The organism is Dehalococcoidia bacterium (assembly GCA_028711995.1).
Classification (GTDB): domain Bacteria; phylum Chloroflexota; class Dehalococcoidia; order SZUA-161; family SpSt-899; genus JAQTRE01.
The window spans coordinates 24,204-37,327 of record JAQTRE010000007.1 but is presented as its reverse complement, the minus strand read 5'-3'; the positions used below and the strand labels follow the sequence as shown (position 1 = coordinate 37,327).

Here is a 13,124-nt window from a genome sequence, read left to right as displayed (position 1 = left end):
GGAATCTGCAAGTTTATTTGCAGGTCAAACAGTGTCCGGAGATGGGCAGGTGCCTTAATTCCGGAACAAAATTGTGCGTCTTAATGAGGGTATCCTTGATCGGATCAAGGATACCCTCATCGACTTCAAATGTCCGCCCACATCGGGTGCAGATCAGATGATGGTGATGCCCTTTCTCCGCATGATGATAGTAGAGCTTGTCGCCTCCCAGATCAGCCTCATCCACCAGGCCCAGTCCTTTGAGCAAATCAAGGGTCCGGTAAACGGTGGACTTATTCACTTCCGGATAATTGGAAGACACCTGGTGATATATATCTTCGGCCGAGATGTGCTTCTCAGCACGATGGAGCACATCCAGGATCATCGCCCGTTGCGGCGTGAGCCGGTATCCCTTTTCTTTTAATGTCTGCTGGCAGCTCATTTCTCCATCCTTTCAGGCTCAGATTGGAGGATGATGCTGGCATTCTGAAAGTCAATTGCCTTGACGCTCGCGGCTATTTCCTTTTGATCGCCAAAAAGGGTCTTCAATCGTATCTTTCTTCCCTCAACCGTGAGAAGCGCCACATCTTCCAGCACCATCTGTTTTTCCTTGCCTTCAATCAGATACGCTTTAGCCAAACACATTTTGCCCTCCTTCCTCACCCTGACTTTTGAAGCGCCTTTTTCAGAAATCCGTTTGCCTCTTCTAGCTTTGCGACCGCTCCCAGTATGTTATCGCTGACCGAATGTTCGCCAAAAGCCTTTGCCTTTTCAGCCCACTGGCGAAACTCCTCGCAGTGCTCATGGTTGTGTTCCATCCAATGCCCCAGCAATATTCGGAGCTTCTCTTTTTCGTCCATTTACTTCCCCCCCAATCGCATCCCCGTTTTGTCGGCAAACGGCACAAACATATTGCATCTATTTTAGCATAGATGCAGAGCAGGGCAATGGCCTTTTCCGCCATTCTATCGGCAGCAGAGGCCCGTTCCAGAGTTCTTCCGGGCAATTGCCAGATATCTCTCCGATTCATCATAGACTTCGATCTTTTCAAAATCTGCTTCTGCCAGCAAAATGCGCATCTCCGTCTCATCGGGAAGAAGATCATGCCCCACCACTCCACCAATATTCCGATGGATCGTATTGATCTGCGGGCGGCTCTTGGTATGGCAGATCACCAGCCTTCCGCCGGGACGGAGCATCCTTTTTAGTTCGATCAAAATTGCCGGCTTATCCTGAAAATGAGGGAAAACGGAATGGCACATCACCAGCCCAAAAGCCTCCCCGACCAGCGGACCGGCACCGGCATCAGCCTGAAGGAAATGGATATTCCCCTCAAAGCCTTTGCCTCGAGCAATCTGCAGCATCTTCTCTGATATATCCAGAGAGACAATTCGTCCCCCATTACCAACTGTTTCCCTCAACAATGGAATCACAGCTCCGGTGCCGCTGCCCACATCGAGGATGCTCTCCTTGGGGGCGATTTTCAGCTCATTGATCATCCGGGCCAGCCGAACGCGATCTTCCTCGGAGCCAAGAGAATCCCACCGGGGCGCTATTTCATTGAAATACTGGCGCTGGTTCATCATCCTCCTTCAACCGTTTGATCTTCCGCTTGGGAGAGAAGAGGGTAGCAATGGCAAACACAACCGAGGAGACTACAATAATGGTTGCTCCGCTGGGAACGTCGAAGACATAAGAAGCCCACAACCCTACCCATCCGGAAAGGACGGCAAGGGCAGCGGCCAGAAAGAACAGCCACTTCAAACTGTAGGTTAGCTGGTACGCAGCAGCAGCCGGATTGATGATCAGGCTGAATATAAGCAGCCCGCCGATCGTCGGCAGTGAGACGGTGATGGTGGCGCCGGTCATAAACAAAAGCCCGTAGAATACGAGGCTGGCCGGAATCCCCACACCCAGCGCAATTTCGCGATTGAAAATGACCGACTGAATCTCTTTGTAGAAGGCTGTCACCAGGATTACCACCACCAGCGCCACTGACCCGAGGAGTATCAAGTCCTGATTGGTGACAATGAGAATGCTTCCCCATAGAAGATTGAGCGCCTCAGTTTTAGGGCCTTTAATCAGTCCCATGAAGAGAAAGGCAAGGCCGATCATCAGCGAAAAGACAATGCCGATGGAGGTATCCGCATTCAGTTCCCCCCGATCCGCCAGGGGTCCGATCACGGCAGCGCTGGCCAGGCTGAAGATGAATGCCCCAATCAGCGGATCGAAGCCGGCCCAGAGGGCAAACATGGCTCCGGCAAAGGCAGCATGGGAAAGGCAGACCCCGATGAAGGAAAGACGCATGATCACTACGAAGACTCCCACAGTGGCACAAGCCACGCCGCCAAACAACGCCGCCAGGATGGCGTTCTGCATGAAGTGATAACTCAGAATGGAGAGGTCCATATCACAGCTTCCTTAGAGCGGGTGCTAGAAAACCCTGATCAAGAGGCGCAGCATCCCTCCTGCCAAAGGCCTACTATAGACCATTTGAAGATGCTCATGAAAAGACTGCCGGGATTCCTGCCGGCTCGGTGATGAAAATAGGAGCGCCGTAAAGCTGGCTCAGGGTATTCCCGTTGAGCACATCCCGGGGATGGCCATGATGCCAGATTCGGCCTTGTTTCATCAGGACCAACCGATCACAAGTCTGGGGCAAGGAATTGAGGTCATGGGTGACAAAGAGCGTGGTCAGCCCTTGCGCATCGTGGATTCTCCTGACCATTTCCAGGAGTTCCCGCTGCGCCCGCCAGTCCAGTGAGGCCGTAGGTTCGTCCAGAAGAAGAATCTCCGGCTCCTGAGCCAGGGCTCTGGCGATGGCCACTCGCTGCTGTTCCCCTCCGGAGAGATGGCCTATGGGACGCCTGGCCAGATGCTTCATACCAACCATTCTGATCGCCTCATCCACGATGGTCCAATCGGCAGCACCCGGACGATTCAACAATCCCATTTTCCCATAGCGTCCCATCATCACCGCTTCACGCACATTAATCGGCATACGCGGATCGATATTCTGCTGCTGGGGCACATACCCAATCCGCTTCCTGAGGCTGTTGCCATTTCCATTGAGATGCTGACCCAAAACCCAAACTTCTCCCTGGCATAGATTCCCCAAACCGTTAACCACCGTAAGGAGAGTCGTTTTCCCGGAACCGTTCGGCCCGATGATGCCCACGAACTCGCCGCTTTCTATTTCCAGAGAGACTTCTCGCAACGCCACATCCTCCCGATAGGAAACGGTGGCTCCCTCTATCCTGATGATACTTTCGTTAACCGCCGCGTGTCTCATTCTGTACTCCGTTCCGGTCAATGGGCTGCCAATGCCTTGATGAGCAAATCGATATTCTTATCGATCGCCTTGGCCCATGTTTCGGCATTCTCAAATCCACCGGGGAAATTGGAAAGCGTTATCCGTCTGGCACCAAGCTCCTCGGCGATCCCCTTCCCCGCATCTGCTCCACTCTGCAGGTTATCGATGACAAGTGTCGCTTTTGCCTCTCTGCCTTTGTCTATCAAATCCTTCACCACCTGCGGGGTGAGTGAATCCGGTTCACCATAGGTAGCAACAACATTTAAACCGGTCCATTGGAGGAAAGGCGACTGCTGCTCCGAGCACAGCACATCGATTCCGGCAAGACTCGCTTGGGCCAGCTTCGCCTTGATCTCCGCCTCTTTTGCCGCGATCTCTTCTTTGCAATCTGTTGCTGCTTTCTGATAATCCGCAGTATTCTCTGCATCTTCTCTGACCAGTAAAGCGGTGATCTGATCAACGGCCTGGAGTTGAACCGGCGGGGTCATCCAGTTGCCGGGAATATTCAGCTTTTCCACGATAAGCGCGCCGTTATTAACCGACGCAATCAGCGACTGCGAAAACTTCTCTCCCTGCCAGCCGTGCATGAGGAAGAGATCGGCATCGGCCAACTTCCGAACATCCCCCGGTTTGAGATCGAAATGCCCCGGACATTGTGAGGGCGGAATGATATTGACTACTTCGACATGATCTCCCCCTACCGCTTCGACGATAGCGGAAATCAGGGAGGTTGATGTGACCACCTTCAGGTTCGATTGGGACGCATCACTGGAATCATCCGAACACCCCAGAGAAACCAGCATCGCCACCAGGAGCAACGGGACAACAGCAACCTTAACCCACGAAACGATCCTTCTCATCTAAACGGCTCCCCCAGCTACTGCAAGCATATGTTATTGCAACCACTTGCAATTATAGGTACTCGAAAGGGGGCTGTCAACTATCCGTCAGTTGCACCCTGCTGCCGGGGGTGATAGAATGCGCTCACATGTCGCAAACTCCTGATGAGGTTGATTTGGCAGCAATGACGACTGATCACATGCAGCTTGCGCTTGTGCAAGCCAAGAAGGCTCTGGGGAACGTCAGCCCCAACCCGGCAGTCGGGGCTGTAATTGTAAAAGAGGGCAAGGTTGTTGGTGAAGGATACACTCAACCTCCGGGCTCCGCCCACGCCGAGATCATGGCGCTCAGCCAGGCTGGCGAGGCATCCCGAGGAGCCACTCTGTACGTCACTCTCGAACCCTGCTGCCACTTCGGGCGCACCCCACCTTGCACTGAGGCCATAGTCGCCAGCGGCATCCGGGAAGTCCACATGGCCATGCTAGACCCCAACCCACTGGTTTCGGGCAAGGGTAAGGCGCAACTGGAGGGGAGCGGGATCAAGACATACCTCGGCGATCGTGAAGAGGAAGCAAAAGAAATTAACGAAGCCTATGCCAGGCACATCACCACCGGAATGCCTTTTGTCACCGCCAAGTTCGCTATGAGCCTCGATGGAAAAATCGCCACCCGAACCTTTGATTCCCGGTGGATCAGCAATGAACAGTCGAGAGAATACGTTCACCAGGTTCGCTGGAAAACGGATGCAATTATGGTCGGCGTCAATACGGTTCTCCGCGATGATCCTCAACTTACCGCCAGGATAGGAGGAAAAGTCCGTCAGCCTCTTCGGGTGATCATCGATAGCCATGGCCGCACTCCGCTCTCAGCCAAAGTGCTTCAATCACCAGATAAAGTATTGATCGCGGCTACGCCTGCGATAGAGCGGGAACAATTAAAGCAATATTCTGATCTTGGAGTGAGTGTACTTACGCTGCCTTCGAAAGACGATCGGGTGGATATCGATGGTCTGCTCCGCCATCTGGGGCGACAGGGAATCACGAGTGTGCTGGTCGAGGGTGGAGGCACGCTGATGGGTTCGCTCTTCGATCTTGAACGGGTTGACAAGGTCCTGGCATTCATCTCCCCCATGATTATCGGAGGCAGCCAAGCCATACCCCCGGTTGCCGGCCAGGGTGTGAACTCTGTCGCTGAAGCTCTTCGATTGAAACGAATTAGGGTGGAGCGATTCGGGGATGATATAATGGTAAGCGGATACATGAGATAGCAGCATGTTTACCGGAATCGTAGAAGAAGTGGGTCAACTCAAGTTTGCCGGGCCAGGAAAGCTGGTCATCGCGGCCAGAAAGGTGCTGGAAGGCACCCGGCTGGGCGATAGCATTGCGGTGAACGGACCCTGCCTCACAGTCACGGCTATTGGAAACGCCGATTTCTCGGTCGATGTCATGCCGGAGACGTTGCGCCGCACCACTCTGGGGACATTAAAACCCGGCGATAAGATCAACCTGGAGAGAGCATTGGCTCTGGGAGATCGCTTCGGAGGCCACTTCGTCCAGGGACACATCGATGGAACCGGCAAGATTGTTTCCTTTGTACCGGAAGGGGATGCGGTGATCATGAAAGTCTCGGCACCACCCCAGATCACTCGCTATGCCGTGGAGAAGGGATTTGTCGCTATCGACGGCATCAGCCTCACCATCGTTGAGTGCGATGCCCATTCGGTAAGCGTCTCACTGGTCACCTATACGCAAAACAATACCACGTTTGCCGATAAACGGCCTGGCGGCCTAGTTAACCTAGAAATCGACATCATTGCCAAGTATGTGGAAAAACTGGCAGGCAAATACAAGCCGGAGATGACTTTGGAGTTCTTGGCTCAGCACGGTTTTGCCTAGCAGGCCGCTGAAAAAGAGGTGACGGATTCCTCCTTCCGGGGGTCTGGGGGTTAGGGGGGCCTGCCCTCGACCGAGATCGGGGGGTGAGTCAGACTTTTTCAGCAGACTGCTGGATACCCGGGGAATGGAAGCTGATGAACGCTCAATCTGGGATTGAAGGTTCCACTGCCTATCGTTGACTTATCTCCTGCCACATAATAAACTTTAAACTGAGTCAGGAGGCGCACGCATTATGGCATTAGCTACCATTCAAGAGGCAATTGAAGATATAAGAGACGGTAAATTCGTCATCGTCGTCGATGACGAAGGGCGGGAAAATGAGGGCGACCTGGTCATCGCCGCAGAAAAGATCTCCCCGGAAGCGATTAACTTTATGGCCAAGCATGCTCGGGGGCTAATCTGCGTGCCGCTAACAGCAAAGCGCCTTGACGAACTCAACATACCGATGATGGTTCGGCACAACACCTCGCATTTCGATAGCCCTTTCACGGTTTCCGTTGAATCAAGGCATCGGGTGACCACGGGTATCTCGGCTTCAGATCGGGCCACTACGGTTCAAGTGCTGATCGATCCGTCTACAAAGCCCGAGGATATCGTATACCCCGGGCATATGTTCCCGCTGCGAGCCAGAGCCGGCGGCGTGCTGGTACGCGCCGGACATACAGAGGCATCAATTGATCTGGCCAAGCTGGCAGGGCTCTATCCCGGGGCGGTGATCTGTGAAGTGATGAACGACGACGGAACCATGGCCCGCTTGCCGGACCTGGAAATACTATCCGCCAAACATCACATCAAAATCGTGAGCGTCACTCAGCTGATTGCTTATCGGCGGCGACACGATAAACTGGTCCGCCGGATAGCAGAGGCCCATTTACCGACGAAATACGGCGAGTTCATGGCCATTGCCTACAAGAGCGTTATCGATACCGATGAGCACGTTGCTCTGGTTAAAGGTGACATCATCACCTGTGATGAGCCGATACTGGTCAGGGTACACAGCGAGTGCCTTACCGGAGATGTGTTTGGTAGCCTCCGTTGCGACTGTGGCGCTCAGGTCCCCATGGCCATGGAAGCCATTGAGAAAGAAGGGAAGGGAGTTTTCCTCTACATGCGGCAGGAAGGTCGCGGAATCGGGTTACATAACAAGATCAAAGCTTATGCTCTGCAAGACACAGGGCTGGACACAGTGGAAGCCAATGAAAAGCTGGGCTTTGCGCCAGACCTTCGAGATTACGGCATCGGAGCACAGATTCTGGTGGACCTCGGGATCCGCAACATGAAACTCCTCACCAATAATCCCAAAAAGGTTATCGGCCTGGAAGGTTACGGATTGCGAGTAACGGAAACTCTGCCGATTTTGGCGCCAGCCACGCCTGAGAACATCGGCTATCTGAAGACAAAACGGGAAAAGCTGGGGCACCTGATTGACATCACCTAAGCAGGTCTCCATCGGCTATCGGCCGACCTGCTGATCAATCGACCAGCAAAGCAAACCTTTAGGAGGGAAGCATTGGTAAAGAAATACGAAGGCACGCTGCTCGGAGAAGGTCTGAAGTTCGGGCTCGTCATTTCCCGATTCAATGAATTCATCACTGCCAAACTCCTGGAGGGAGCCAGAGATGCCCTCTCCCGCCATGGCGTCAAAGAAGCGGATATTGAAATTGCCTGGACACCGGGTTCCTTCGAGATCCCCCTGGTTGCCAAAAAAATGGCCCAGTCGGGGAGGTATAATGCCGTTATATGCCTGGGTGCTGTGATCCGCGGCGGAACGCCGCACTTCGACTATATCGCTGCCGAGGTAAGCAAGGGAATAGCCAACGTGGGGTTGGACGTTGGAGTGCCGCTGACTTTCGGCGTCATCACCGCCGATACACTTGAGCAAGCGATCGAGCGAGCCGGGACCAAGATGGGAAATGCGGGCTTCAATGCCGGTATGAACGCTATCGAAATGGCAAACCTGCTCAAGGCCATCTGAAATCAAACTAAGGGAAGACTTTTTCCTGCGTAATCCGCAGCGGTCATCAAGCCCAACACTTTTGGGGAGATGTCCAGTGAGGCTCGATTTATCCTGCCCTTATAAAATGCCCCCAACGACTGGGGGTAGGGAACTGTGTCACACTACTTGAATACCCTGATGTGCTGTTCCTTTCCCTGATCTTCACGCAGTGTTTGCATAATGTGCCCCATCTCTTCTTGCAACTCGGCTGCCGTATAATCCCTGGGATCGAAGCGAGTGACGAGCTGTCCTTTGTAGAGAAATAACGCATACCAGTCCTCATCCAGAACAAGATCAAATCCGGGCTTCTCGTCTTCGGGTGAGAGCATTCCCCATATCTTCATTCTTGGCATCAGCATTCTCCCATTCGGTTCTCAACAACTATCAGGCAGGGCGGTTTCACGGCGTATCAAAGCAATCATCAAACACAGCATGCGCTATGGCTTTTCTGGCTCCAACTTTATCTCGATGAGCCGGTTTGATCCATCGGCTCCACCTAAAAATGACGTCTTCTCTGTTTGTTCTCTGCCCACACTACAATACTAATCCATCATGATGCATGGGAACAGTATGTACGCCCTCATTATGAGTGTGTTCTACCCTCCGTTTTGCTGAAGGGTTACCCCCACATCATTTTGATGATAGACCATTAGGCCTTATGGGGCTACATTCTTCTGAATCGTGAAGCCTCACTCAGAGGGAGGAAAGATAGCAACGGTTTGAAGCATCGCTGGAACAGAAAAATCCACGGGGCAAGGGGCACAGCCCGCCCTTGACGGGTATGGTATAATACACGCAAATGGCAAGCGATCCCGTACAAAACAAGGAGGGCAATCCCCTCTCGGCCAAAAGCCAGCCGTCTGCTACTAAATCGGATGATGGGCAGAGCGCGGTCTCTGGGCCGCATGACGTCCCGGAGCGGCTAGAACGGGTAGAGGCCGCCCTTGGTTTGGTGCTGGACCATTTGCAAACGGTCACCAAAGGAACGGAAATCCTGGAGAGCATCCGCATCCGCAATATGTTGTCCTCCATAGCCCTCGGCTTCTCCGCCATTGCCCTCATCATCGTCGGGAGCATCAGCGCCTCGGATTCCGAAGTTTTTTCCGTCGATGTCTCAAGATTTGCCATCGGCATGGCACTGCTCTTTCTGGCGGCTGTGCTAGATATTACATCCGGCATGCTTCTTCACCGGACAATCAGCGGGGCTTTGGTCAAGAAAGACCCAACCCCAATGATCGACTGGCAAGGTCCATGGCATCGCTTTTTCCGCCCCAGCCACTGGATCAACCTGAAAAAGGAATCAGCCGCCGTGTTCTATTATCAGGCCATGAGATGCTCCGCTTTCACAGTCTATCTTCTAGCCGGGGTATTCCTCATATGGGCCATGTTTTACCTCTAGCAGGGTGCTGAAAAAGTCTGACTCAACCCCCTAGCCCCCACTCGTTGGGGGAGTTTTTGCATCTGGGGGACACCCCCAAACCCCCGGAAGGAAGAATCCTTCACCTCTCTTGAGACGGCCTCCCCAACCCCCACTGGAGAGCGCTTTTTGAAAAAACGTGGTATGTCGAGCCCTTTCAAACGCTGACCCCTGACTGCTGATCCCAGGCCCCCGCACTTCTCAAGAAGAGGTCCATTAGGTCTTTTTACTCAGGACAAAACAGTACCTGCTGTGGTATACAAGGGTTAAGTTCCCCTGCGCCAGAGACACTAACCAGGCATACCATGCAAAACGATGAATAAGATTCGAACGGGAGTCATCCTCGGTTTACTGATCATCATCATGATTGGCGGAGTGGCTCTCATTTTCAAACTGAACACCGCGAGCTATCCGATCGAAATCACCCTTCCAACACCATCACTGGGAATCACGATATCCATCAGCGGCGAAGTGCAAAATCCGGGTGAATATGATCTGAATGAGGGATCACAAGCCGTAGATGCCGTTGAAGCCGCGGGAGGTTTTACGCCAAATGCCGATCCATCAGCCATAGACCTCGCCCGCCTCTTGCGCAATGGAGCTCAGGTTTATGTCCCCAGAACCGGCGAACGGCCCCCTCTTATCAACATCAACACCGCTGACGCCGCCATTCTCGATACGCTCGATGGAATCGGGCCCACGTTAGCTCAAAGGATTATCGAGTATCGAGTTCAGAATGGCCCCTTCAAGTATGTTGAGGAATTGAAGAATGTGAAGGGCATCGGTGACTCCCTGTTCGGGAAGATCAAAGATAAGATCATGGTGCACTGATGCGATTGGTTTTCCTGAGCTTAGCCTGGATTTTCGGGATATGTCTCGGCTCGAAGTCGGACCCTCATTCCGCTATCTTCCTCATCCTTCTAGGCAGCTCGGGTATCTTCGCTATCCTCTGCTGGCGTCGCAAACCCCTGATGTGGGGCGGAATCTGCCTCCTTCTGTTGGCCGGCGGCATCCTTCGCGTTCAATCGGTACCCGATGGCGACGAGCTTCAACAATATCGGGGATTTTTTGAGCTGAGAGGAGTTGTTGCTATCGACCCTGACGTGCGCGATTACTCCACCACACTGCGCATCGAAGTCAAGTCAATCTTGATAAATGACAAGTGGGAAGACGTTTCGGGGACAGCGCTGGTCAACGCCCCCAAGTTTCCAGATCTGGGGACAGCGCGAGATTTCCCTTATTACCGGTATGGCGACCTGCTGGAAATGAGAGGATTTCTGGAATCACCACAGATGCTCGGCGAATTCGATTTTCCGGAATATCTCGCCCGGCAGCGGGTTTATTCCATCGTTTCCCGCCCCAGTGGAATTACGCTCATCGACGCCGGAGAGAAGCCTAAACCAATGGAGCTAATCTATCGACTGCGGAATAGGATGTCGCAATCCCTGGACAGAGCCCTGCCTGAACCACAGAGCTCACTGGTCAAGGCGATCTTGCTGGGAGAGCGCGGTTCCCTTTCCGCAGAGGTCAAAGATGACTTCTCACGAACGGGAACGACTCATCTGCTGGCGATTTCCGGGGCTCACGTGAGCATCGTCGCCGGGATGGTCATGGCAGCAGGCATCTGGATATTCGGCCGGAGACGCCCCACCTACTTCCTGCTGGCCCTGGCAGTAATCTGGTTTTATGCGCTCCTTACCGGAATGAGCCCCCCGGTTATTCGGGCGGTGATCATGGGAAGCCTCTGGCTCTGGGCCGATTGGCTGGGACGACCCAACGGCGCTTTCGTGGCGCTGGTCTTTTCAGCAGCGATAATGCTGGCAATAGACCCCTGGCTCCTGGGAGACGCAGGATTTCAGCTCAGTTTTGCCGCCATGGGAGGGGTTATTCTTCTGACCCCCTGGTTTCAAGAACGGGAACGGAAGGTCCTGGGAAACTCCGAGAAAGAGATATCCCCTCCCGTGCACTTTCTGATCACAAGCTCAGCGATGACGCTGGGAGCGGTTCTGGCCACAATGCCGCTCATCGCCTACCATTTCCACATGATCTCGCTGATGAGCTTACCGGCTACGATGTTCGCACTGCCCGCGATGCCTGGCATTATGATTACTTCTGCACTTGTTGGACTGATAGGAATGGTCGCCCCTCCCATAGCAGGCATCATCGGTTGGGCAGCATGGCTTTGTGTAACCTACATGCTCAAAGCGGTAGAGGGATTCGCGGCAATTCCTTTTGCCGCTGCTGAGATCAGAATCAGCGCAGCAACAGTCTGGGGTTACTACGGAGTGCTGGGGATTACCCTCGGGGTGACAGGAAACAGAAGACAGGTGAGCATCGGGATTCGCAAAGCAAGAAAATGGTTACGAGGATTTCCACCGTTGGTTTCCAAAATCCCTGCAAAATGGATATCCCTTCTCCTTCTGGGAACAGCCGTCCTCATTTGGGTGGCAGTTCTGACGGCGCCGGATAACCGACTCCACATCTTCATCCTCGATGTCGGACAAGGAGACGCCATTCTGATTCAAAAGGGGCACCAGCAGATTCTGATCGACGGAGGACCCAGTTCCGCCAAACTCTGCGATCAACTGGGGAAAAAGCTGCCGTTCTGGGATCGGACAATCGAACTAGTGGTTTTGACGCATCCCGATGGCGACCATATCACCGGATTAATAGAAGTCCTGCAACGCTATGAAGTGAAGAGGGTTCTTGTCAACGGGCAAGAATGCAATTCGGATGTCTGCAGAGAATGGGATAAGCTGATCGCGGAAAAGCACATCGAGTGCCTTGTAGCGCAGGCCGGTCAACAGATTGCCATGGGGAAGGGCATCAATCTGGCAGTGCTCAACCCTCACGGTGTGGCCGAGGGAATTATCACCGGGCAGAATAACTCGGTGGTGTTGCGGCTTGACGACCAGAACTTCAGCATGCTCCTGACCGGAGACACCGAAGCAGAAGCGGAAGAATTCCTGCTCGGTCAGAACGTCAAACTCAAGAGTACGGTTCTAAAAGTGGGCCATCATGGTTCCAATACCAGCACCACTCCGGAGTTCCTGGCCGAAGTGAACCCCATGGTTGCAGTCATCTCTGTTGGATTGGACAACAAATTCGGGCATCCCACTCAAGAGGTCATCTCCATGCTGCAGGAGTCGGTGGGAGGGGAACGACTTCACCTCACTTCCAAGAATGGTACAATCGAACTCGTCACCGACGGAAAGAGGCTATGGATAGGAAGTGATGCGAAAAAGGCACAAATCCTGCTTGACGGCATGAGTAAAAGCCTGTTACAATTCCTTGTGTTCTTGAATGGCCCCGTAGTGTAGCGGTTTAACACGCCAGCCTGTCACGCTGGAGATCGTGGGTTCGAATCCCATCGGGGTCGCCAGTGGTACTTTTCTGTTGACATCTTCCCTTTGGAGGCACCACTCCATCTCACAATCACCCGAAGGCCTAATCGCAAGTTGCCCTCCTCTGTATGAGATATGTTATCTACTGAGGCTATGACCGAGAGCCTCCACGCTACAGCAGAAAAATATGGCACATCTCAGGAGGCAGTGAGAAGGTTACGGAAAGCCACTTAGCGTTCTTCCGCATAGTCTAGGCCTTGCATGCAATATCTGTTCGAGGAAATCATGTGAGCATTTATCGCGTTCTGGTGTGTGGGAGGATTGGGACTCCCACTTCCCG

The 13,124-nt window shown here is 53.3% G+C and carries 15 protein-coding genes and 1 tRNA gene; 8 read left to right on the top strand and 8 right to left on the bottom strand.

All coding sequences use genetic code 11. From position 1 onward, the window contains the following. Positions 1–13: 13 nt before the first annotated feature. The 7 genes from PHV74_02495 to PHV74_02465 all read right to left on the bottom strand — a co-directional run bounded on the left by PHV74_02495 (position 14) and on the right by PHV74_02465 (position 4,152). Positions 14–421 (bottom strand): Fur family transcriptional regulator, encoded by a 408-nt coding sequence (locus PHV74_02495; GenBank protein ID MDD5093233.1) that lies wholly within the window; start codon positions 419–421, stop codon positions 14–16. Then, complete coding sequence (locus PHV74_02490) at positions 418–624, bottom strand: CooT family nickel-binding protein (GenBank protein ID MDD5093232.1); 207 nt, start codon at positions 622–624, stop codon at positions 418–420. The genes PHV74_02495 and PHV74_02490 overlap by 4 nt, the downstream gene beginning before the upstream one ends. A 14-nt stretch (positions 625–638) precedes the next feature. Beyond that, positions 639–839, bottom strand: a complete 201-nt coding sequence (locus PHV74_02485; GenBank protein ID MDD5093231.1) for a hypothetical protein — start codon at positions 837–839, stop codon at positions 639–641. A gap of 105 nt (positions 840–944) precedes the next feature. After that, positions 945–1,565: a methyltransferase domain-containing protein gene (locus tag PHV74_02480; protein ID MDD5093230.1), complete on the bottom strand. Its 621-nt coding sequence runs from the start codon at positions 1,563–1,565 to the stop codon at positions 945–947. Continuing rightward, entirely contained in the window at positions 1,537–2,388 is an 852-nt protein-coding gene (locus tag PHV74_02475) for a metal ABC transporter permease (protein MDD5093229.1), read from the bottom strand. The genes PHV74_02480 and PHV74_02475 overlap by 29 nt, the downstream gene beginning before the upstream one ends. A gap of 94 nt (positions 2,389–2,482) precedes the next feature. Further along, complete coding sequence (locus PHV74_02470) at positions 2,483–3,271, bottom strand: ABC transporter ATP-binding protein (protein MDD5093228.1); 789 nt, start codon at positions 3,269–3,271, stop codon at positions 2,483–2,485. Between the two features lie 17 nt (positions 3,272–3,288). After that, complete coding sequence (locus PHV74_02465) at positions 3,289–4,152, bottom strand: metal ABC transporter substrate-binding protein (GenBank protein MDD5093227.1); 864 nt, start codon at positions 4,150–4,152, stop codon at positions 3,289–3,291. 164 nt (positions 4,153–4,316) lie between these two features. Here PHV74_02465 and ribD point away from each other — a divergent pair, with 164 nt between their 5' ends. From ribD to ribE, 4 genes are all read left to right on the top strand, one after another. After that, entirely contained in the window at positions 4,317–5,399 is a 1,083-nt protein-coding gene (gene ribD, locus PHV74_02460; protein MDD5093226.1) for a bifunctional diaminohydroxyphosphoribosylaminopyrimidine deaminase/5-amino-6-(5-phosphoribosylamino)uracil reductase RibD, read from the top strand. Positions 5,400–5,403: 4 nt separating this feature from the next. After that, the gene (locus PHV74_02455) at positions 5,404–6,027 is read left to right on the top strand and encodes a riboflavin synthase (protein ID MDD5093225.1); all 624 of its coding nucleotides are present in this window, start codon (positions 5,404–5,406) and stop codon (positions 6,025–6,027) included. 232 nt (positions 6,028–6,259) lie between these two features. Further along, positions 6,260–7,465 carry a bifunctional 3,4-dihydroxy-2-butanone-4-phosphate synthase/GTP cyclohydrolase II gene (locus PHV74_02450; protein ID MDD5093224.1) on the top strand — a complete coding sequence of 402 codons (1,206 nt, stop codon included), beginning with the start codon at positions 6,260–6,262 and terminating at the stop codon, positions 7,463–7,465. 72 nt (positions 7,466–7,537) lie between these two features. Next, positions 7,538–8,002 (top strand): 6,7-dimethyl-8-ribityllumazine synthase, encoded by a 465-nt coding sequence (gene ribE / locus PHV74_02445; GenBank protein ID MDD5093223.1) that lies wholly within the window; start codon positions 7,538–7,540, stop codon positions 8,000–8,002. Positions 8,003–8,145: 143 nt separating this feature from the next. On the opposite strand, the gene PHV74_02440 is transcribed toward ribE, so the two are convergent. After that, positions 8,146–8,376 carry a hypothetical protein gene (locus tag PHV74_02440; protein MDD5093222.1) on the bottom strand — a complete coding sequence of 77 codons (231 nt, stop codon included), beginning with the start codon at positions 8,374–8,376 and terminating at the stop codon, positions 8,146–8,148. 446 nt (positions 8,377–8,822) lie between these two features. Here PHV74_02440 and PHV74_02435 point away from each other — a divergent pair, with 446 nt between their 5' ends. From PHV74_02435 to PHV74_02420, 4 genes are all read left to right on the top strand, one after another. Continuing rightward, a complete protein-coding gene (locus tag PHV74_02435) occupies positions 8,823–9,422 on the top strand; it encodes a hypothetical protein (protein MDD5093221.1) in 600 nt (199 codons plus the stop codon). A gap of 333 nt (positions 9,423–9,755) precedes the next feature. Beyond that, entirely contained in the window at positions 9,756–10,271 is a 516-nt protein-coding gene (locus PHV74_02430; GenBank protein MDD5093220.1) for a ComEA family DNA-binding protein, read from the top strand. Next, entirely contained in the window at positions 10,271–12,760 is a 2,490-nt protein-coding gene (locus PHV74_02425) for a DNA internalization-related competence protein ComEC/Rec2 (GenBank protein MDD5093219.1), read from the top strand. The genes PHV74_02430 and PHV74_02425 overlap by 1 nt, the downstream gene beginning before the upstream one ends. After that, positions 12,746–12,822: transfer RNA gene (locus tag PHV74_02420), tRNA-Asp, on the top strand. The genes PHV74_02425 and PHV74_02420 overlap by 15 nt, the downstream gene beginning before the upstream one ends. The last annotated feature ends 302 nt before the right edge of the window (positions 12,823–13,124 follow it).